The 21,761-nt window shown below is 62.9% G+C and carries 17 protein-coding genes; 3 read left to right on the top strand and 14 right to left on the bottom strand.

Going from position 1 to position 21,761, the window contains the following annotated elements; translation table 11 throughout:
- Positions 1–68: 68 nt before the first annotated feature.
- From NKH97_RS10035 to NKH97_RS09990, 10 genes are all read right to left on the bottom strand, one after another.
- Positions 69–1,619, bottom strand: coding sequence for a cation:proton antiporter (locus tag NKH97_RS10035; protein ID WP_352440921.1), 1,551 nt, complete (start codon positions 1,617–1,619; stop codon positions 69–71).
- A gap of 269 nt (positions 1,620–1,888) precedes the next feature.
- Entirely contained in the window at positions 1,889–2,953 is a 1,065-nt protein-coding gene (locus NKH97_RS10030) for an ABC transporter ATP-binding protein (RefSeq protein WP_023810097.1), read from the bottom strand.
- Positions 2,954–2,983: 30 nt separating this feature from the next.
- Positions 2,984–3,775 carry an ABC transporter permease gene (locus tag NKH97_RS10025; RefSeq protein ID WP_023759707.1) on the bottom strand — a complete coding sequence of 264 codons (792 nt, stop codon included), beginning with the start codon at positions 3,773–3,775 and terminating at the stop codon, positions 2,984–2,986.
- Entirely contained in the window at positions 3,772–4,686 is a 915-nt protein-coding gene (locus tag NKH97_RS10020) for an ABC transporter permease (protein WP_023810098.1), read from the bottom strand. The genes NKH97_RS10025 and NKH97_RS10020 overlap by 4 nt, the downstream gene beginning before the upstream one ends.
- A 63-nt stretch (positions 4,687–4,749) precedes the next feature.
- Positions 4,750–5,856 carry an ABC transporter substrate-binding protein gene (locus NKH97_RS10015; RefSeq protein ID WP_127290572.1) on the bottom strand — a complete coding sequence of 369 codons (1,107 nt, stop codon included), beginning with the start codon at positions 5,854–5,856 and terminating at the stop codon, positions 4,750–4,752.
- A 242-nt stretch (positions 5,857–6,098) separates the two neighbouring features.
- The gene (locus tag NKH97_RS10010) at positions 6,099–7,271 is read right to left on the bottom strand and encodes an iron-containing alcohol dehydrogenase (protein WP_352796411.1); all 1,173 of its coding nucleotides are present in this window, start codon (positions 7,269–7,271) and stop codon (positions 6,099–6,101) included.
- Between the two features lie 17 nt (positions 7,272–7,288).
- On the bottom strand, positions 7,289–8,677 hold the full coding sequence (locus NKH97_RS10005; protein ID WP_352796407.1) for an aldehyde dehydrogenase family protein: 1,389 nt from the start codon (positions 8,675–8,677) through the stop codon (positions 7,289–7,291).
- Positions 8,678–8,868: 191 nt separating this feature from the next.
- Entirely contained in the window at positions 8,869–10,239 is a 1,371-nt protein-coding gene (locus NKH97_RS10000; protein ID WP_023810102.1) for a glutamine synthetase family protein, read from the bottom strand.
- Positions 10,240–10,326: 87 nt separating this feature from the next.
- Positions 10,327–11,889 carry an amino acid permease gene (locus NKH97_RS09995; RefSeq protein ID WP_023810103.1) on the bottom strand — a complete coding sequence of 521 codons (1,563 nt, stop codon included), beginning with the start codon at positions 11,887–11,889 and terminating at the stop codon, positions 10,327–10,329.
- A gap of 18 nt (positions 11,890–11,907) precedes the next feature.
- Positions 11,908–12,726, bottom strand: a complete 819-nt coding sequence (locus tag NKH97_RS09990) for an N-formylglutamate amidohydrolase (RefSeq protein ID WP_023810104.1) — start codon at positions 12,724–12,726, stop codon at positions 11,908–11,910.
- Positions 12,727–12,870: 144 nt separating this feature from the next.
- Between NKH97_RS09990 and NKH97_RS09985 the strand changes: the two genes are divergently transcribed.
- The 3 genes from NKH97_RS09985 to NKH97_RS09975 all read left to right on the top strand — a co-directional run bounded on the left by NKH97_RS09985 (position 12,871) and on the right by NKH97_RS09975 (position 18,182).
- On the top strand, positions 12,871–13,698 hold the full coding sequence (locus NKH97_RS09985) for a MurR/RpiR family transcriptional regulator (RefSeq protein WP_023810105.1): 828 nt from the start codon (positions 12,871–12,873) through the stop codon (positions 13,696–13,698).
- A 192-nt stretch (positions 13,699–13,890) separates the two neighbouring features.
- Positions 13,891–15,054, top strand: a complete 1,164-nt coding sequence (locus NKH97_RS09980) for an efflux RND transporter periplasmic adaptor subunit (protein ID WP_023810106.1) — start codon at positions 13,891–13,893, stop codon at positions 15,052–15,054.
- The gene (locus NKH97_RS09975; protein ID WP_023810107.1) at positions 15,051–18,182 is read left to right on the top strand and encodes an efflux RND transporter permease subunit; all 3,132 of its coding nucleotides are present in this window, start codon (positions 15,051–15,053) and stop codon (positions 18,180–18,182) included. Before NKH97_RS09980 ends, NKH97_RS09975 begins: the two co-directional genes overlap by 4 nt.
- Positions 18,183–18,243: 61 nt before the next feature.
- On the opposite strand, the gene NKH97_RS09970 is transcribed toward NKH97_RS09975, so the two are convergent.
- Genes NKH97_RS09970 through NKH97_RS09955 form a run of 4 tightly spaced genes read right to left on the bottom strand, consistent with a single transcriptional unit; the run spans position 18,244 to position 21,602 of the window.
- Positions 18,244–18,654: a GtrA family protein gene (locus NKH97_RS09970; RefSeq protein WP_023810108.1), complete on the bottom strand. Its 411-nt coding sequence runs from the start codon at positions 18,652–18,654 to the stop codon at positions 18,244–18,246.
- Positions 18,651–19,460, bottom strand: a complete 810-nt coding sequence (locus NKH97_RS09965) for a ChbG/HpnK family deacetylase (RefSeq protein WP_023810109.1) — start codon at positions 19,458–19,460, stop codon at positions 18,651–18,653. Before NKH97_RS09965 ends, NKH97_RS09970 begins: the two co-directional genes overlap by 4 nt.
- Positions 19,457–20,446, bottom strand: a complete 990-nt coding sequence (locus tag NKH97_RS09960; protein ID WP_023810110.1) for a glycosyltransferase — start codon at positions 20,444–20,446, stop codon at positions 19,457–19,459. Before NKH97_RS09960 ends, NKH97_RS09965 begins: the two co-directional genes overlap by 4 nt.
- A complete protein-coding gene (locus tag NKH97_RS09955) occupies positions 20,439–21,602 on the bottom strand; it encodes a glycosyltransferase 87 family protein (protein WP_023810111.1) in 1,164 nt (387 codons plus the stop codon). Before NKH97_RS09955 ends, NKH97_RS09960 begins: the two co-directional genes overlap by 8 nt.
- Between the last annotated feature and the right edge of the window lie 159 nt (positions 21,603–21,761).

The following is a 21,761-nucleotide window of genomic DNA, read 5'->3' as shown; positions in this document are numbered from 1 at the left end:
CCGGGATCATGCACCGATTCCGAAGCACTTCGGTATCTTCCGTGCGCCGGAAAACGGCGTGCGATGCCTTAAGTATTCAGCGGCTGGAACCGGCCGGGTGGCGACGCCGCCAGTTCGGTCCAGTCGATCTCTTCCTCAAGGCGATGATAGGCTTCGTCGCCGATCGTCCCATTGCGGCGCAATTCCTCCAGCGCGTCGCGCTGGCTCTTGATCGCATAAAGACGCAAGCGGTCATATTCGGTCGCTGCCTGGGCATCGTCGGGATTTTTGGCGATCTTGCGTTGAGCGGCATATTGCTCGCGCACCGCGGCCGCCGCGTCCGATGTCTTGCCGCTCAATATGTCGAGCGCGGCCTGCATGACCACGACGCGTGCCTGCGCAACCTCGCGGTCGACCGTTTCGTCAGGGTCGAGATTTAGCAGGCGCAGCAGCGGCTTCAGGCTCATGCCTTGCAGCACCAGCGTGCCGAGCACGACCGTGAAGGCAGCGAGCACGATCGGGTCGCGGGCCGGGAATTCAGCCGGCAGGGCGAATGCCGCCGCAAGCGTCACCAAACCGCGCATCCCGCACCAGCCGATCAGCACGCCGCCACGAAACGACGGAGCGTCACGCTGACGATCAGCTACGCCGAAGCGGCCAAACCACCTGATGATCGCGCCGCACCCCAGCACCCAGATGAGGCGTGAGACGATGACGATGGCAAGCACTGTTCCGGCCAGGACGAACACATCGGTTTGCCCCTGCCCGGCAAGCCGGCCGACGATCGTACGCGCCTGCAGGCCCATCAGCACGAAGGCCAGCACATTGAGCACGAAGACCGCCGTTTCCCAGACCGAATAAGAGCTGATGCGGTTTCTGGCCGGCATGCGGCGCGGCGCGGTGCGGGCGATCGTCATGGCATAGACGACGATGGTGATGATGGCCGAAAGGCCGAGCCTGTCGGCCAGGATCCAGACCCCGAATGTGCCGGCAAATTGCACCACGGTGCCGCTCGCCGGGTCCTCGATCCGGCCCAGCGTTATCAGAGACACCCGGCCAAGCAGGTAGCCGGCCGCAAGACTGCCGAGCGTGGACAGCAGGATCATCGGAACGGCGCTGCTCAGCAGAATGGAACCTGCTGCCGCCGAAATCGCCATCCGGTAAATCAGCAAGGCGGTGGCGTCGTTGAGCAGGCTCTCGCCCTGCAGAATGGCAGTGATGCGGTGCGGCACCTTGAACTGGCCAAGCACGGCCGATGCCGCAACCGCATCGGGCGGCGCCACGATGGCGCCAAGCGCTATGGCTGCGGCGATCGGCAGGCCTGCCATCGCCCAGCCGGCAAGCGCAACCGTCGCTGTCGTGAAAAGGACGGCGCCAAGCGCCAGCAGCACAAGCGGCACCCTGTAACGGTTGAGATCGCGCAGCGAGGTATCATAGGCGGCATCGAGCAGCACCGGCGCGATGAACAGGGCTAGCGCCAGTTCCGGATCGATTTCTATGGTCGGCACGCCAGGCACGAAGGCGATGGCCACCCCTGCCAGCGCCAGCAAAGAGGGATAGGGAACCTGCACGCGCCGCGACAGCGCCGTCAGCGCAACGGCGATCAACAGCAGAACGAGTGTCAGTTCGAAAAGCGCCATGGCCTGTTATAGCCGGGAAGCCGAGACGCTGGCAGTGGCAAAGCGGCTGGAAACTGTTGATTGGCCAGCAAGCTTGAGCCGAGGGGAATATGCCTCGCCTTCCGCCGATGCCCTGCCAATTCGACAAATGCGCCGACCGCACCGACATCGAAATCACCGATAGAGGGCTCGCTTAAACCCTGCATTGCAGCCCATGCCACGCGGACGGAAGCATCCTCCCGTCTTCGCAGACCGGGATGCAGCCATTCATTTTGAACAAGCGCATCAGCCTAGTGAAGCACCAGCATATCGCTCGACGAGAACGAGATCTCGGCCTTTTCACCGACTGCGGGGGGCGGTGTCGCCGGGCTGTTGAAGGTGTCGAGCGAGACCGTGTTGCCGCCGATGCCGACACGAACCCGGATGACCGAGCCGAGGAAATGCACCTCGGATATCTCTCCCGAAAGGCTGGAATCGCGGCCGGGCTGTCGTCCGAGCGAGATTGCCTCAGGTCGCAACGCCAGCGACAGCGTGTCGCCTGACTTGGAACCGTTGAGCTTGCCCTTAAGCGAGACCTGTTCGGAATTGACCCGCACCGTGCCTGCAGCCGCATCGGTGACGGTGCCTTCGAGCACGTTCAGCGTGCCGACGAAATTGGCGACAAACTTGGTCGCCGGGCGGTTGTAGATCTCGAACGGCGTGCCGACCTGCTCGGCCTTGCCGCCATACATCACGGCGATGCGGTCCGAGATCGACAGCGCCTCTTCCTGGTCGTGCGTGACGAAGATGGTGGTGATGCCGAGCTTCTTCTGGATCGAGCGGATTTCCTCGCGCAGCGACACGCGCACCTTGGCGTCGAGCGCCGACAGCGGCTCGTCGAGCAGCAACAGCTTCGGCTTCGGGGCGATGGCGCGGGCCAATGCGATGCGCTGCTGCTGGCCGCCCGAGAGCTGGTAGGGATAGCGATCCGCCATCTGCGGCAGCTTGATGATGCCGAGCATCTCGGCGACACGAGCATCGATGTCCGCCCTTGGCATGCCGGCGACCTTCAGGCCGAAGCCGATGTTCTGCGCCACGGTCAGGTTCGGGAACAGCGCATAGGCCTGGAACACCATGCCGACATTGCGCTGGTTGGGCTTCAGCCGCGTAATGTCCTTGCCGCCGACGACGATCGTGCCCGCGCTCGGCTCCTCGAAACCGGCGACCATGCGCAACACGGTGGTCTTGCCGCAACCGGACGGACCGAGGAAGGAGACGAATTCACCACGCTCGACGTCAAGATTGAAATCCTCCACGACCGTGGTGGCGCCGAAGGATTTTCGAACGTGCTGGATGGAGAGGAAGGGGTCGGCCATGGCGTTCTTCTTTCGATCAGTACTTTTCGATCAGTTGGGACGGTTCGCGGATCTCGGCGCGAAGCGGGACAGTATCTGGATCAGCGACATGCAGCCCCAGGTGATGGCGAAGGCGATGATGGCAAGTGCCGCCGGCTCATAGGCGCGGTTGGCACCAATATTCTGCAGATAAGGGCCGAAGGCAGGCCGGTTGAGCAGGCTGGCCATGGTGAATTCGCCGATGACGATGGCGAAGGTGAGGAAGGCGCCCGAGAGCACCGCGATCAGCACGTTGGGCAGGATGACACGGGTGATGATGGTGCCCCAGCCAGCCCCAAGGATCTGGGCCGCTTCCGTCAAAGTGCGCACGTCGATTGTGCGAAGCCCGGTGTCGACGGCGCGATACATATAGGGCAGCGCCAGTGTCGCATAGCCGATGACCAACAAGGCATTGGTGCCTGTATCGGTCGCCAGAAACGGCAGCGGCGAATTCGACCCGTACATTCTGATGTAGCCGAAGACGATGACGATGGCTGGGATAACCAGCGGCAGCAGGGTAATGAACTCGACGATCGGCCGCAATTGCGGCAGCCGAAGCCGGATCCAATAAGCGGCGGGCACCACGATCAGCACACCGAGAATGATGGTGAAAACGGCGGCCAGTACCGAATAGCCGAAGGTGGCCTGGAAACGGGCGTCGCCCAACACGACCTTGTAGGCGTCGAAGGAGTACTCCCCGCGCCGCATGCGCATCGAGAACTCCACGGTCGCGATCAGCGGGATGAAAAAGTAGGCCGCGCCAAGAGCGAAGACGAGCCAGGCCCAGAACTTTCCCGACTTCATTTCAGCCACCTCTCGGAACGGGTCCGGAACCAGATGTAGAACACATTGGCAAGACCGGTGATGACGATCATGCCGAAGGCGATGGCATAGCCGAGATGGGCATTGTGCAGCACATCTCCACGGATCTGTGCATAAAGCAGGATCGGCACGATGTTGAGCGACGAGCCGGTCAGCGCATAGGCGGTGGCGATGGCGCCGAAGGCGTTGGCGAACAACAGGATCACGGTGCCGAGGAAACTCGGCCAGATCACCGGAATGACCACCATGCGCCAGTACTGGGACATGGTGGCGCCCAGCGTCGCGGCTGCCTCGCCCCATTCCTTCTTCAGCCCGTCGATGGCTGGCACGATGATCACCACCATCAGCGGTATCTGGAAATAGACATAGGTCAGTGTCAGGCCCCAGAATGACAGGATGTTGAAGCCATGCGCGTAGATGTTAAGGCCGAACACGGTGTTCAGGATCACCGTCGCAAGGCCGAGGCGGCCGAGCGTGGCGAGGAAGGCAAAGGCCAGCGGCACGCCGGCAAAATTGGAGGCCACGCCGGAAAACGTCAGTGTCGCCGAACGTATCCAGTCCGGCAGGCCACCGCGCACGATGGCAATGGCAATCGCCAGGCCCGCGAATGCGCCAATCAGCGATGAAGCAAGACTGATCTTGATAGAAATCCAATAGGCGGCAACGATGGACGGTTGCGCCAGCGCTGCGATGTTTTCGAGAGTGAATTCGCCGGCATCGTTCTGGAATGCACCCAGCATCAGATAGAGCGTGGGCAGGATGAGGAACATGATGGCGAAGATGAAGAACGGTGCAACGCCAAGCCACTGGGTCGGCAGCCGCATGCTGCGTGCCTCGGCGGGAGGCGCGGTCTTCCCGGTAACAGCGTGGTCGGACAATGAGATATCGGTCATGCGCCGGCTACCGTCTTCGAGAGAAGGACCGGGCGGCCGCGAGGCCGCCCGGCATGGTGTGAGTTACTTGACGTTGGCGCCGACGACGGCATCCCAGTTCTTGGTGATGGCTTCCTTGGACTTGCCCTGCTCGTCAAGCGTCGGGAACACGGCGGAAGCATAGGCTTCGGCCGGCGGCAGCTTGGCGAGGATGTCAGCCGGGATCTTGCCGTTCTTGGCGAGATCGTTGAAGCGGATCGGGTGGCAATAGCCTTTCAGCCAGCCGATCTGGCCTTCGTCCGAGTAGAGGTATTCGAGCCAGAGCTTGGCTGCATTCGGATGCGGCGCGTAGGCGCTGATCGCCTGCACATAGACACCGGCGACAACACCGGTCTTCGGCACGACGACGTCGACGGGCGGATTGCCCTTCAGCGTGTCGCGGCCGGCGAGCGCGTTGTAGTCCCAGGTGACGAGGATCGGGGTCTGGCCCTGGGCTAGCGTCGCGGCCTTGCCGATGACCGGCACGAAATTGCCGGCGGCATTGAGCTTCTTGAAGAAGTCGAGGCCCGCGGTGCCGGCAGCCTCACCGGCGGCGGCGCCTGACGACAGGCCGGCGGCATAAACCGCCTGGATCGCCTGGTTCGAGGCACGCGGATCACCGGCAAGGGCTACCGAGTTGGCGAATTCCGGCTTCAGCAGGTCGGCCCAGTCGGCCGGAGCTTCCTTGACGAGGTCCTTGTTCACCTGGAAGGAAAGCACGCCGTAATAGTCGCCGGTCCAGAAGCCTTCGGCATCCTTGGCGCTGTCGGGGATCGAGTCCCAGGTCGACACCTTGTAGGGCTGGATCAGGCCATCGGCCTTGGCGGTCGGACCGAAGGACAGGCCGACGTCGATGACGTCAGGCGCCTGCGGGCCCTTGTTGTCTTTGTTGGCCTTGATCGCCTCGATCTCGTCGCCGGAACCGGCATCGGGATTGAGTTCGTTGACGGTGATTTCCGGATACTTCGCCTTGAAGCCGGCGATGACGTCGCCGTAACCGCACCAGTCATGCGGCAGCGCGATGGTGGTGAGCTGGCCTTCCGCCTTGGCGGCCTTGACGAGATCGTCCAGCGAATCCGCGGACGAAATCACCGTCGACGCGAAAAGCGCCGCGGCCGAAAGGGAAAGCACTTTCCCCGTGAATTTGAACATGTGTTCTCTCCGTTGAACTGACGCCGTTGGACGCCTGCGATGCGGTATCGTTTTCATGTGACAGCCAGATGAAAGCTTTGTGAAAGCGGCTGCTCGCAGTGCGAAAAAGTAAACTCTTTTTAACCTGATGTAGCAATCGCTTCGGGATTCTTTTTCCGGCTAACTAATTTCTGCCTTGCCCGTCATCCTCCCCCTTTGTTTCCATAGCCCCTTTTCAGATCACTTTGCGTGCGGAAAACGCCTCAGACCGTGCCGGCGATGGCGTTTTCGAGCAACGTCAGCGCCGCCTTTTTGGTCAGCTTGACCGGGTTGCCGCCGGCAGTCGGATCGACCACCGCCATGTCGGCGATCAGCGTCTTACGCTTCTTGTCCATGTCGAGCCCCTTGATAAGGCCGGGCAGTGCATGCGGCACCTTCAGTTCCTTGCGAAGCTTGATGATGGCTTTGGCGAAGCCGTCGAAGCCGCCCTTGATGCCGCAATAGGCGGCGAGCCGGCCAATACGCTCCTCGATGGAGTCCCGGTTGAAGGCCAGAACATAGGGCATGAACACCGCGTTGGTCATACCGTGATGGGTGTCGTAGAGCGCGCCGACAGGGTGCGAAAGCGAATGGATGGCACCGAGCCCTTTCTGGAAGGCGGTGGCGCCCATGGCAGCGGCGCTCATCATATGGGCGCGCGCAACGAGATCCCTGCCGTTGGCATAGGCCTTGGGCAGGTTCTCGAAGACCAGCCGGACACCTTCGACAGCAATGCCGTCGGCCATCGGATGGTAGCCGGGCGCGCAATAGGCTTCGAGGCAATGGGCCAGCGCATCCATGCCGGTACCGGCGGTGATGAAGCCCGGCATGCCGACCGAAAGCTCCGGATCGGCAATGACGATAGCCGGCAACAATTTGGGATGGAAGATGACCTTCTTGGTGTGCGTGGCCTCATTGGTGATGACGCCGGCGCGGCCAACCTCCGATCCGGTCCCGGCGGTGGTCGGCACGGCGATGATCGGCGCGATGGCATCCGAGTTGGCGCGCGTCCACCAGTCGTCGACATCCTCGAAATCCCACACCGGCCGCGTCTGCCCGGCCTGGAAGGCGATCAGCTTGCCAAGATCGAGCGCCGAGCCGCCGCCGAAGGCGATGACGCCGTCATGCTTGCCGTTCTTGAACACGGCGATGCCGGCGGTCAGGTTGGATTCGACCGGGTTCGGCCTGACCTCGGAGAAAACGCCGTAAGGGACCTTCGCATCGTCGAGGATCTTCAAGGTCGAGGCGACGACCGGCAGTTTCGCCAGGCCCGGATCGGTGACGAACAACGGCCGCTTGATGCCGGTGGCCGTCAATACCTCGGGCAATTCCTTGATGCGACCGGCGCCGAAGCGGACGGTGGTGGGATAGTTCCATTTGGAGATCAGCTTGGACATTTTTGTCTTTCAATAAATCAGATGGCTTCGCGCAGATGGAAAGATTTCGGCCGGGTCAGATTATCGTAGCCGATGGCCGACAAGCCCGCACCCTTGCCGGTGTCCTTGACGCCGGTCCAGACCAAGGCCGGGTCAAGATAGTCGCAGCGGTTCATGAACACCGTGCCGGTTTCGACGCGGTTGCCGATCGCCACCGCATGCTCGGTATCGCGCGTCCAGATCGAAGCGGTCAGCCCGTAGGGGCTGTCGTTCATCAGCGCGATCGCCTCTTCGTCGTTGCGCACCTTCATGATGCCGACGATCGGGCCAAAGCTTTCCTCACGCATGACGCTCATCTGATGGTCGACTTCTGTCAGCACTTCCGGCGCCAGATAGGGCGAACCCGCCTTGTCGTTAGCCACCTTCATATTGATGTGCGCCTTGGCACCCTTGCGCAGCGCTTCGGCCTTCTGTTCGCGGATCAGGTCGGCGAAGCGCGCCTGCGCCATCGGTCCCATCGTCGTCGCCTGGTCGAGCGGGTTGCCGACGACATAGTTCTTGGTCTCGGCGATGAAGCCTTCGACGAATTCGTCATAGACCTTCTCGTGCACGTAGACACGTTCGATGCCGCAGCAGCACTGGCCGGAATTGTAGAAGGCGCCGTCGACCAGATTGGCGACCGCATGGTCCATCTTGGCGTCCGGCAGGACATAGGCCGGATCCTTGCCGCCCAGCTCCAGGCCGAGCGTCACGAAAGTGCCCGCCGCCGCTCTTTCGATGGCGCGGCCGCCGGCGACCGAACCGGTGAAATTGACATGGTCGATCTTGCCCGAGCCGAGCAGCTTCTCGGTCTGGGCGTGGTTGAGCACGATATTCTGGAACACACCCTTCGGCAGACCGGCCTTGTCGAAGGCCTGCTGAAAGCGCTCGCCAACCAGCAGCGTCTGCGCCGCATGCTTGAGGATGACGGTGTTGCCGGCCATCAGCGCCGGCACGATGGTGTTGACCGCGGTGAGGTAAGGATAATTCCACGGCGCGATCACCATGACCACGCCAAGCGGATCCTTCTTCACATAGCGACGGAAGCCGTCCTTCGGGTTGGAGGCCGGCACCGCCTTGAGCGCCGCCTCGGCGATCTCGACCATGTAGGTGGTGCGCTCCTTGACACCACCGAACTCGCCGCCATAACGCACCGGGCGCCCCATCTGCCAGGCGATCTCCGGCACGATCTCGTCGGTCATCGCGACCAGCGCTTCCAGCATGGCCAGCATAAACTTGCCGCGCTCGACGATCGGCGTCTCAGCCCACTTCTCCTGCGCCGCCTTGGCACGCTCGACCGCGGCGTTGATCGCTTGGTCGGTCGCGATCGGCCGCTCGGCATAGATCGAGCCATCGATGGGGGATATGAGTTTGACCGTTTCGGTCATTTTGGAAGTCCTCGCATTCTACAACAAAGTCTTGTGGGCTGACGCTGCCCCTAATCCGCCTGCCGGCACCCCTCCCCGCATAGTTACGGGGAGAAGGATGGAGCTCCAGCGTCTTCGCCTCCTCTCCGTTTTCTTCACACGGAGAGGAAGGGTAAGGGACGGCGCCGACGGCGCCGACGAACAGTCGATAACTAGTACCGCTCGAACCCTCTGTGCAGTTCCCAATCTGTAATGCGGCGGTCGTATTCGAACTGCTCCCACTTTGCGGTGTGGACATAGTGTTCGAGCACATCCTCGCCGAGCGCCTGCTTGAGCATCTTCGACTTCGCCAGCGTGTCGGTGGCATCGCGCAGCGTCTTCGGGATCTCCGGCAGGCGAGATGCCTGATAGGCATCGCCGACGAACGGCTTCTGCAATTCCAGCTTTTCGTGGATGCCGGCAAGGCCGGCGGCGATCAGCGCTGCGAACGCAAGATACGGATTCAGATCGGCGCCGCCGATGCGGCATTCCATGCGGATGCCCTTGGTGCCCTCGCCGCACAGGCGGAAGCCGGCGGTACGGTTGTCCTCGCTCCACATGATCTTAGTCGGCGCGAAGGTGCCGGCCTGGAAGCGCTTGTAGGAGTTGATATAGGGCGCCAGGAACCAGGTGAATTCCTTGGCGTATTTGAGCTGGCCGGCGGCCCATTGCTGGCCAAGCGTCGACAGCGTCCAGTCGGCCGTCTTGTCGAAGAACAGCGGTGTCTTGCCGTCGGCGCTCCACAGCGAATTGTGGATGTGGCTGGAATTGCCGGCGAGCCCGTAATTATACTTGGACATGAACGAAATCGCCTTGCCCTCGGACTCGGCGATTTCCTTGGCGCCGTTCTTCAGGATGACGTGGCGGTCGGCCATGTCGAGCGCCTCGGCATAGCGCACATTGATCTCTTCCTGGCCCGGACCCCACTCGCCCTTGGAATTTTCGATCGGGATGCCGGCCGCTTCCATCTCATTGCGAAGCCGGCGCATGACGCCTTCTTCCTTGGTGGTGATGCCGATCTGGTAGTCGCCGATATAGGGCGATGCGGTGTCGAGACCCTGCCAGTGCTTCTTTCGGGCAGAATCGTATGTCTCGTTGAACAGATAGAATTCGAGCTCGGAAGCGAAATAGCCGATATAGCCGCGCTCGCTCAGCCGCTTGACCTGCTTCTTGAGGATGGCGCGCGGCGAGTGCGGCAGGTCATCATGGGTGTGGTGGTCGAGCACGTCGCAGATCACGAGTGCGGTCTTTTCCAGCCAGGGAATGCGCCGCAGCGTGGCGAGATCCGGCTTCATGACGAAATCGCCATAGCCCTTCGACCAGCTCGCGGCCTTGTAGCCCGGCACCGGTTCCATATCGATGTCGGCCGCCAGCAGATAGTTGCAGCCATGCGTTTCGTCATGCGCGGAATCGATGAAGTACTGCGCCAGGAAGCGTTTTCCCGCCAACCGTCCCTGCATGTCGACGATGCAGGCCAGCACGGTGTCGATCTCACCGCTGGAGACCGCTTTCTTCAACTGATCGAACGAGAAATTTCCGGCCATTCCTTTGGCACTCCAGCACTTGTCGATTGAAAGGGATAAACGTAGCCATGGCCGGCGCGAGGCCGGCCATGGCCATATAGGGCGATATCAGGCGCCAGCTTCGCCGATAGCCACCTCGGCTGCCCTGATCGCGGCCTGGCGTTTGGCAATCTGGTCACCGATCGGCGGACCCTGGAAGCGGCGATTCTCGAAACCGAACCAAAGCACGGCGGTCAGCAAGATGAAGCCTATGGTGATGTAAAGCACCTTGTCGTTCGGCGGCTGGATGGCGATGTAGAAGATGATCACCATGCCGACAATCGACAGCGCACAGAAGAGCTTGAACAGTCCGGCGCCCAGGTTCCACGGGCCAGGATTGGGCCACTTGGCCGTGCCGAATGCGACCATGCCGAGTGCGATCGGGATGGTGAACGACAGGAACAGGAACACCAGCGTCGAATTGACGACGATGGTGTAGATGTTGGTGCCGCCGATCGAAATAAACTGGGCAAGGAACACATAAAGGATCTCGAGGATCGCGGCCGTCCAGATCGCATTGACCGGCGTGCGCCAGGTCGGGTTGACCTTGGCGAGAGCCGCGGAGCCAACAGGCATGCCGCCGTCGCGAGAGAAGGCGAACAGCATGCGCGAAGCCGAGGTCACGGTGGCGAGGCCGCAGAGGAATTGCGAGATCAGGATTGCAAAATAAAGCAGTTCCTTCAGCCACACCGGCAGGATTGCATCCATTGTCGAGAAGAATACGCTCCATCCCTGCTTGGCGCCGGCAGCCAGGTCCGGGATCGCGAGAACGATTGCGCACAGCATCACCCAGCCGATCAGCGACGACCACAGCACCGACGAAACGATCGCCCGCGGGACGGAGTGTGCTGCCTTGACGGTCTCCTCGGAGGTGTGGGCCGAGGCGTCATAGCCGGTGATGGTATAGACGGGCAGAAGCAGGCAGAGCAGGAACAGGTAGCTCATGGAGTCGGTTTGCGGAAAAACACCGCCGCCCGCATCGCCTGAATAGTTGGTGAACGTCCACAGCCGGCTGATGTCGATTGCCGGTGCGAACACCAGGCAGGCCACGATCAGCACTGCTGTTGCGCCCAGGATAAGAAAGCCCGAAGCATCGGTGAGCATTGCCGTCAGTTTGATGCCGAAATGGTTGAACAGCGCCTGCAGCACGGTGATGAAGGCGACGAACCCGACGATTTCGCCCGGCGTGCCGGTGATGCCAAACCAGCTTCCGAACGTTCCAACGAAGAAGAAAGCGGTGCCGATGTTGATGGCGCCGAGCACGGTGATCAGGCCGAACAGGTTTAGCCAGGCCGTCAGCCAGCCGGTGAAGCGGTTGCCGAGGATCGACGACCAGTGATAGAGGCCGCCGGCGGTCGGAAATGCCGAGGCGATCTGCGCCATGGCAAGGGCGAAGAAGCCCGACACGCAGCAGCCGACGATCCAGCCGATGCCCGCACCTGCGCCGCCGATCGACGATGTGGCTTGCGCGAAGGAGTTGATGCCGCCCGAAAGGATGCAGATGATCGAGAACGATATCGCGAAATTCGAGAAGCGGCTCATGCTTCGCGACAGTTCCTGGGCATAGCCCATGCCATGGAGAACCTTCAGGTCCTCCTTCTTGTCAACGTCCGTATAATCCGGTCCTGCCATTTTCATTCCCCTGTGGTTCTAATTGGCCGATTGAACTGACTTTCCGACTGAATGCGATCTGGAATATCCGGCCTCCTCTGGCTCCAGATCCGAAAAAATGCCCGTGAGCAGATCCGCCCATTTCCGCTGCCCGGTCTCGCCGGCGATTTCGTCGTTGCGGATTTCGATCATCGCGCAGGGCAGGCCGCGCGAGCGCGCATGCCGTTCCAGCGTGAAATAGACGCGGTCATCAGGCGAATAAGGCTCGTTGACGCCGACGGTGACGCCGGCAAGCCGCTTCAGCGCCGATATCAGCGGCGCCGCCAGCCGGCGATCCTCGTCGTGGATGATGCCGATATGCCAGGGCCGGCTCATGGACTTGTAGACCGGCGTGAAGGAGTGGACCGAAACCAGCCGGGTTTGCTGACCCTGTGACAGCCTGTTGTCGATGATACCGGCAATCGTGTTGTGGAACGGCTGCCATGACAGGGCAACACGCGCCGCCCGCTCGCTCTCCGACAGGCCGGCATTGCCCGGTATGGCCGTTGTCTCACTGACCGGCGGTACCAGGTCGGGCGCGTCGAGTGGCCGGTTGCAGTCGATGACAAGGCGAGAAATACGAGTTTCCACCAGCGTCGCGTCGAGCGCCTGCGCCATGCGGCGGGCAACCGGCAGCGCGCCGGGATCCCAGGCGATGTGACGGGACAGGTCCTCGGCGGCAAGGCCGAGCGTACCGAATTCGGCCGGCAGGAAGTTCGAGGCGTGATCGCAAGTCAGCACGAAAGGGCTCGATCCGCCGGGGTTCGTCACCCTTACGGTATCAGACGATGCAAGGCTGGCGGGCCGTGCTTTCTCCATACTGTGCCGTCCCCGGGGAGCGCTGTATCGTATGTTACGTATTTTGCCTCATTGCGTCCCTGTGGATGATTTCATACAGTTTGTCCGGCTTTGTCAAATGCGATCTCGGAAAAGGCCTTCGGCCGGGCCAGGGGTGGGGAAAACATGATTTCCAGCATTGCCGAACTGATCGCCGATCGCCTCGGCACGATGCCGGCCGGCGAACGGCGCGCGGCCCAGACACTGATCGCCAACTATCCGATGATCGGCCTGAAAACGGTCGCTGAATTCTCGGCCGCGGCGGGCGTCTCCTCGCCGACGATCCTGCGTTTCGTCGCCCGGCTGGGTTTTCAGAACTATCCGGAATTCCAGTCGAGCCTGCAGGACGAACTGGCGGCGCAACTGCAATCGCCGGCGACAAGGACGCTCAATCCGCCCTCGCCTGGTGGTGGGACGGTGTCGCCGATGCTGGAAGCGACGCTCGACAACATGCGCGAGACGTTCAGACACCTGTCCGACAGGCAGCTTGCCGACATCGCCGCCCGGCTAGCGGACCGGCGCGGCAAGACCTTCCTGATCGGCGGCCGCTTCACCGATCCGCTGGCGCGCTACATGGCCGCCCACCTCGCTGTCATCCAGCCGGATGTCTTTCACCTCGCCGGGCAGGAGAGCATGTGGCGCGACCGATTGATCGACATGGGCAAGCGCGACGTGCTGGTGATCTTCGACATCAGGCGCTACCAGGACAGCCTCGTCCGCTTCGCCGAAAAGGCGCATCAGCGTGGCGTCCAGATCGTGCTGTTCACCGACCAGTGGCTGTCGCCGATCGCCCGCTTTGCTCGTCATGTTATCGCCGGACGAACCGCGGTGCCGTCGGCATGGGACTCTTCGGCTGCCCTTTTCGTCGTCGCCGAAACGCTGATCGGCGCCGTCACCAGGCAACTGGAAGCAGAAGGCGCCAAACGCATTCGCGAGATGGAAAGTCTGCGTTAGTGCCTGTGTGATGATCCAAAGCGTTATGCATATTTTCTCAACGTTACATATATTTAATGTGCGCAGCCCCCGGAGAATTGTCATAAAGACGCGATATCGAGGCGGCTTCTTTGCCTTACAATAGCCTCGCTGCGTCTGCTTCATTTCGGGAAACCGGTAGACGGAAGGATTGTTTTACCAACCGGAGTGCCGATGGCCGCCTGGAAACAGATACTTTTTGCACTTGTGGTGCTGGTGGTGGCGGCAGCCGCCTGGCTGCGCTTTTATCCCGGCGCGCCGGACGTGCTGGCACGCTGGGGCATCGACTGGGCCTCCGCGGCAACGCCCCCGGCTGAGACCGGCGCCGCCAACGCGAAGCAGTCAAACGGCCGCAATAGCGGCAACCAGCGGGTGAACGTGGTCGCCCTTGCGGCCACTTCGGCTGTTATCAACGACCGCCTGCAGGCAATCGGCACCGGCCGTGCCAACGCCTCGGTGGCCGTCAATCCCTACAGCTCCGGCCGCCTCGCCGAACTGCTGGTCGAATCCGGCAGCCATGTCGATAAGGGACAGATTCTCGCCACCCTGGATTCCGAGACCGAAGTGATCTCTCAGGACCGCGCCAAGCTCGCCTTGCAGGATGCGCAGGCCAAACTCGACCGTGTCAGGTCGCTTCGTGCCTCCAATGCCGCGACACCAGTCGCAGTGGCTGACGCCGAGGTGGTGCTGGCGGGCGCCAAGCTGGCGCTTCAGGATGCGGAACTCGCACTGCAGCGCCGGTCGATTCTGGCGCCGATCGCCGGCACCGTCGGCATCCTGCCGATCTCGGCCGGCAATTATGTCACCAACCAGTCGGCCATCGCCACGCTCGACGACCGGTCCTCGATCCTGGTCGACTTCCTGGTGCCCGAGCGCTTCGCTGCCGCCGTCAAGATCGGTGCACAATTGACGGCGACGCCGATCGCCAATCCCAGCAATGCTTATAGCGGCACCGTTTCGGCCATTGACAACCACATCGATGAAAAGAGCCGCACCCTGCTGGTCAAGGCCAAGATCGCCAACCCGGCGGATTCACTGCGCGCCGGCATGTCGTTCGGCATCACCATGAAATTTCCGGGGCAAACCTATCCGGCCGTCAGCCCGCTGGCGATCCTGTGGGGGGCGGACGGCGCCTATGTCTGGCAGATCGAGGACGGCAAGGCCAGGCGGGTCCCGGTGCGCATCGTACAGCGCAACACCGAGACCGTGCTGATCGACGCCGAGATCGACAATGGCGACATGGTGGTCACAGAAGGCACCCAGAGCGTCAGCGAGGGCGGCGCGGTCCGCCTCGCCGGCGAAGAGCAGCGCGCCGCGGACGCCGCCGCAGGCACATGACCAGCCCCGCCAACACTGCCAGCGAGACCGGCTTCACCGCCCTGTTCATCCGCAGGCCGGTGATGGCCTTCGTGCTGAACACACTGATTGCGGTCGCCGGCCTGGCCGCCTTCTACGGCGTCGAGATCCGCGAACTGCCGGACGTCGATCGCGCGGTGGTCACCGTTTCCACCACCTTCGAGGGCGCGGCGGCCGAGACCGTCGATCGCGAACTGACCGACACCATCGAGGGCGCCGTCGCCCGCGTCTCCGGCGTCAAGTCGATCTCGTCGTCTTCCTCATTCGGCTCGAGCCGCGTCACCATCGAGTTCAACGATGGCGTCGATCTGAATGTCGCCGCCTCGGACGTGCGTGATGCCGTCGGCCGCGTCGCCAACCAGATGCCGGACACCGCCGATCCGCCGCGCATCGTCAAGGCCGACGCCAATTCCGACGCGGTGATGCGACTGGCGGTGACCTCGGACAACATGTCGATCCAGGACATGACCGTGGTGGTCCAGGACCAGATCGAGGACGAGCTGGCCGCCGTGCCCGGCGTTGCCGACGTTCAGGTCTATGGCGACCGCGACAAGATCTTCCGCATCGATGTCGACCAGAACAAGCTGGCCAGCCTCGGCTTCACGGTCGCCGACCTCAGGGCCGCCCTTGCCTCGGTCGCCTTCGATTCCCCCGCCGGTTCGATCACCACGACCAACCAGGACCTGATCGTCCGCACGACTGCCGACGTGACCACGCCTGAAGAGTTCGAAAACATAATTGTCGGCGGCACGACGCGCATCCGCGATGTCGCCACCGTCACGCTCGGCCCCGACGTCGGCCAGACCACGTTGCGCTCGGACGGCAAGACCGGCATCGGCATCGGCATCATCCGCCAGGCGGAATCGAACACGCTGGACATCTCGACCGGCGTCCAGGCCGCCGTCGCCAAGCTGCAGGAAAACCTGCCCGAGGGCATGTCGATCAAGATCACCAGCGACGACGCTGTCTTCGTCAAGGGGGCGGTGCACGAGGTCGAGATCGCGCTCGGCCTGTCCGTCACCATGGTGCTGATCGTCATCTACATGTTTCTCCTCGACTGGCGTGCGACGCTGATCCCCGGCCTGTCGATGCCGGTCGCCATGATCGGCACCATCGCCGCCATCTATCTGGCCGGCTTCTCGGTCAACATCCTGACCCTGCTCGCGCTGGTGCTGGCGACCGGTCTGGTCGTCGACGACGCCATCGTCGTGCTCGAAAACATCGTGCGACGACGCAACGAAGGCATGGGGCCGCGCGCCGCCGCCGTGCTCGGCGCGCAGGAGGTGTTCTTCGCCGTCATCGCCACCACCTTGACGCTGGTCGCCGTCTTCGTGCCGATCTCGTTCCTGCCCGGCCAGACCGGCGGCTTGTTCCGCGAATTCGGCTTCGTGCTTGCCATGTCGGTGCTCTTGTCCTGCGTGGTGGCGCTGACGCTGTGCCCAATGCTCGCCTCGCGCATGCTGACCAGCGCATCGCTCCACCACGAAGGTGGCCATGGCATCGGCGCCCGCATCGGCGGCGCGCTCAATACGGCCTACAAGCGCAGCCTGCACGCCTGCCTCGACGCGCCATGGATCGTGCTTCTGGTCGCGGTGCTGTTCGCCGGCACCGCCTTCACGCTGTTCGGCACCATCCGCCAGGAGCTGACGCCGACCGAGGACCGCGCCGCCGTGCTTCTGCGCATCAGCGCCCCGCAAGGCGTCAGCCTCGACTACACAACGCAGCAGATGCAGAAGATCGAGAGACTGATCCAGCCGATGCGCGATTCCGGCGAGATCCGCAGCACTTTCGAAAATGCCGGCCAGAACGGCTCCTACAACTCCGGCTTCATGGTGATGACGCTGGCGCCGTGGAACGAGCGCAGCCGCAGCCAGCAGGAGATCATGGCCGAGATCAGCCAGCTGACCAGGCAGGTGCCGAGCGTGCGCATCTTCCCGGTGCAGCCCAACAGCCTCGGTATCCGTGGCGCCGGCAACGGCCTGCAGTTCGCGCTGGTCGGCAACGACCGCAAGGCACTCGGCGATGCCGCCGTGAAGATCATCGCCGAGATGCAGAAGGACCCGCGCTTCCAGACACCGCGCCTGTCGATCGACCCGACGCAGCCGCAGCTAGCCGTGGCCATCGACCGCGAGCGCGCCTCCGACCTCGGCATCGACATATCAGGACTGGCCAACACCTTGCAGGCCATGCTCGACGGCAACGACGTCGTCGACGTCTACATCGCCGACCGCAGCTACGGCGTGAAGCTGGTCTCGACCACCAATCCGATCAACGATCCGACGGATCTGGAAAACATCTTCCTGAAAACAGCCGACGGACGTTTCGTGCCGATGTCGACCATCGCCACGCTGACCGAACGCGCCGTGCCACCGTCGCTGTCGCGCGAACAGCAGCAGCCCTCTGTGGCGATCACCTCCAACCTCAGCGGCGACTTCGCGCTTGGCGACGCGCTCACCCGCGCCGAGCAAATCGCCACACCGCTGCTGCCGCCAGGCAGCCGCATCCTGCCCCTGGCCGAGGCGGCGACGCTAGGCGAGACCAACAGCGCCATGGTCACCATTTTCGGCTTCGCGCTGGTCATCATCCTTTTGGTGCTGGCCGCCCAGTTCGAAAGTTTTGTCAGCGCCGTCATCATCATGGCGACGGTGCCGCTCGGGCTGGCCTGTGCGATTTTCGCGCTTCTCCTCTCGGGCACCAGTCTCAACGCCTACAGCCAGATCGGCCTGGTGCTTTTGGTCGGCGTCATGGCCAAGAACGGCATCCTGATCGTCGAATTCGCCAACCAGTTGCGCGACCGCGGGCTTGGCGTGCGCGAGGCGATCGAACAGGCCTCGATCATCCGCGTGCGGCCGGTGATGATGACGATGATCTGCACCGTGCTCGGCGGCCTGCCGCTGGTGCTGGCGAGCGGCGCCGGTGCCGAGGCGCGCGTCGCGCTCGGCTGGGTCATCGTCGGCGGCCTGGGGCTGGCCACCGTCTCGACGCTGTTCCTGACGCCGGTCGCCTATCTCCTGCTTGGCCGCTTCGTCACGCCGAAGACCCACGAGGAAGCCCGGCTGAAGCGCGAGTTGGAGGAAGCCGCCTACACCAATGTGGAGCCGGCAGAATAGAAATTCCAGGAAAGTGTGTAGCGGTTTTTCGTCCGGAATTTCGTAAGAAAAATAATTCCGGCTATCTCAGCAACCGACCTTCGATCGACCAGCGCGCGGCGAGGAAATTCAGCACCGCCGCCACCACGACGCCCCCGATTTTCGCCGGCCACACCCCGATTATGCCGGCGAATAGCGCGATCGAGAGGCTGGAGACACCGAGCGAAATCAGCGCTCCAAGCGTGGCGAAACGAAGGAACGCATCATGCAGCCGGATGGCTCGATTGCGCTCGAACGACCACAAGCCGTTCGCCGCGAAGGAAAAGGTGACGGCGACGAACCAGGCAGCGATGTTGGCCGGCACCGGCGGAACCCCGAGCTTGAGCAGCAGGAAGAAGCTGGCAAGGTCGATGGCCGTGTTCGCCAGTCCGACAATGGCGAAGCGGACGATCTTGCTGCCGGCCGAACGCTGGGGCCGATCGGCTTCGCTCATCTCTTGCCGTCCAAGATCTCGACGCCGGCGCGGGCCAGACCAGCGCCGAATTCGTCCGATGCGAGGGCCGCGAATTCCACCTCGCGCACATCTTGCATGGTGTCGCGCGCGCGCAGCGTCTCGTCGACATGGCCGGGATGGCACATGAACAGCCCTCGCTCCGGCAACCCTTCGACGGCCGCCTGCAGAACCGCAGCGAACTTTTCGGGCTGTCGCCAGTCATAGATGCCGGCGAGCGGCTGGAAAACGATGAAGCCCGCGCGCTGCATCGAGCGGTTGAACCCGGCAGCCAGCGCGGCAATGGCGGCGACTTTCGACCCTGCGGCCAGCGCCGGGGCGCCGCGCAGGGCCGGCCTGTCGGCGCCTTCTGGAAACCGTGTGCGCAGCCATGTGCGCACAACGGGAAGGAAATGCACATGCTGGTGCCCGTCGACGAAATCGGGGCGGCGGCCAAGCGCCTCGACGAAGCGGCCGTACTGGGCGTCAAGCTCGGCATGGACATGGCGGTCGCCGATGCGGCCGCGCAGAACAGGCAAGGCCAGTGCGCGGAGCGGTGGCAGCCGGCCTTCCGGCGCCAAGGCCGACCGGCCGGTGGCGGCCAACTGGTCGGTCAAGGTGAGGTGCAGCCCAACCGCGGCCCGGCCGCACAGCGGTTTTATGCGCTCTGCCTCCTTTGCCCACTCGGGAAAGCCGGTCATGCAGCTGGTGCCGGTCAGGCGCCCCCGATCGAGAAGATCGAGAATCCCGGCGGAAACGCCAGGCGCCAGGCCGTAATCGTCAGCGATCAGGCGAATGCGCCGCGTCATCTGTTCGAAGTGCCCGGCTCCGGCCGGTCGGCGGGGGCCTCGCTGCGCACGACATCGCGCACGAGATAGACCGGCCGATCCTTGCTCTCGCTGAGCGTCACCCAGACATATTCGCCGATCAGGCCAAGCAGGGTCAGGTTGAGGCCGCCGAGCAGAACGACGGCAACCAGCAGGCTGGGGTAGCCCGGAACGGCAATGCCGTAGAAGATCACCTCGAAGAACACCTTGGCGCCATAGAGCGCGCCGGCCATCGCCGCGAGCAGCCCGCTAAGACTGATCAGGCGTAGCGGAATGACGGAGAACGAGGTGAACCCCTCCAGCGAGAAGGCGATGAGGTTGAGCCGGCTCCATTTCGATGTGCCGCTGGCGCGGCCTTCCGGCGAATAGGGCAACGCCTTCTGGCGAAAGCCGGCCCAGGCAAACAGGCCCTTGTTGAAGCGACGCTTGTCACGCAGGCTGGTCAGAGCGCGCGCGACAGCGCCGCGCATGACGCGAAAGTCGCCGGCATTTTCGGGAATATCGAAACGCTGGCTGCTGTTGATCAGGCTGTAGAAAAGCCGTGCAAGCTGGCTGCGCCGCCAGCTCGCCTCGCGGCGGTCGTTCTGGGCAAAGACGACGTCGATGTCCGGATGGTCCACCAGCTCGGCGATCAGCTTCAGGCTGATGTCCAGGGAATGCTGGAGGTCGGCGTCCATGATCAGCACCATGTCGCCGCGCGACTGGTCGAGGCCGGCGAGTACAGCGACTTCCTTGCCGAAATTGCGGCTGAGGCGGACGATCTCCCACGATCCCGTCAGCGCTTGCGAAAATCGTCCAGCGCCATCGTCACCGCTGCCGTCATCGACCAGGATCTTGTGCACGGTCATGCCGAAGCGCTGTGCCACGGCCGCTTCGAGCTCGCCTAGCAGGCGCGCGAAGGCCGATGCCGATGCCGCCTCGTTGAAGAATGGCGCAACGATATCGAGGCTCTGTCGCAACTCAGCCATTCGCGACTCCCGCATTCACCACCTTTTCCCGTGCCTTGGCCCAGAACCACCAGATCAGCGAACCGGCGATGAAAGTGACAGCGACCGGCCGGAACCAGGGGAAGAGGAAATCGTGCACATGGCGCTCGACGCCGCTCAGCCCGGTCACGAACAGCGTCATCGACAGCACCGAGGCGAGGACGCCGCCCCGTTCTTCGCGCCACAACAGGGCGATGGCAAGACCGGCTGGTACCGCGATCATGGCAAAGGTGTTGGGTTCGACGCGCGGGTTGAAGACGCACATGTAGAAGGTGGCCGTCAGGAAGATCGCCAGCGCCGCCTTTCCCTGTTCGAGCCTGCGGTCGAACCAGATGACGGCTGAAAGCGTAAGCAGGGCCATGACCATGCGCACGATCGTTGCGCCGAATTCCGGTATCGGCAGCCCTATCGTGGTGAACGGTGCCGTGAAATCGGTGGACACGAAATGGCTGGTGTTCTCGACGGCCATGGAGGTCAGCATCTGGGCGAAGACACGATACTGATCGTTGAGATAGCCGGCGGGAGCAAAAGCGTAAGGCAGTGCGAGCACGAACAGCACCGCCAGCACCAGCACCGGTATCAACCGAAGCCGAAGGGCTCCTACCAACAACAGCATTATGATCGCGGTCGGCTTGGCGATGATGGCGAGCGAAGCCCAGAAGAACGTCTCCGCCCGTCGTCCTTCCAGCGCCGACAATGTGAGAAGCCAGCAAGCGCCGGTCAAAAGGATCGTCGCCTGGCCGTTGCGGATCGCGCCGAGCGCCATCGGCACAGCGAGGAAGAGGCCGAAAGAAAGCAGCCACATCAACTCGTCACCACCGAGCTTGCGCACCTGCCGCATCGCGGCATAGGTCAGCACCGCAAACCCGAGGGAGTGCCACATCACGCCGCCCAGATGCGGACCGAGCTTGACTATTGGAGTGTAGAGCGCGGCGAAGGCCGGCGCGTAGAGATACCCCATCTCGGATTGGGTGTCGTAGAGTGGCAGACCGGCCAGAAGCGCCTCGCTGCCATCTATATAGGCCTTCCATACCGTCCGCGTGTACGGCGACCACAGGACCATGGCAAGAACGACCAGGAACGCTCCGATCCACAGGCCAAACCCCAAACGGTCGAAAACCGGCTTGGAAATCGTCATCAAGGCACCCCACACAATCCCGGAACAGGCTCAGTCCAGCCTGTCCCGGCATTCGATGGCGGCGGCATATCACGGACGCAGCGGCGTGGCATAGGGGGCTTGATGGACCAGGATATCGGCCTGACGGTCCCGCGTCGGCGGATAACCGGCAATCTCTGC

It is taken from the genome of Mesorhizobium sp. M0870, from assembly GCF_040319775.1.
Classification (GTDB): Bacteria; Pseudomonadota; Alphaproteobacteria; order Rhizobiales; family Rhizobiaceae; genus Mesorhizobium.
This window is presented reverse-complemented; position numbering and strand designations above follow the sequence as displayed.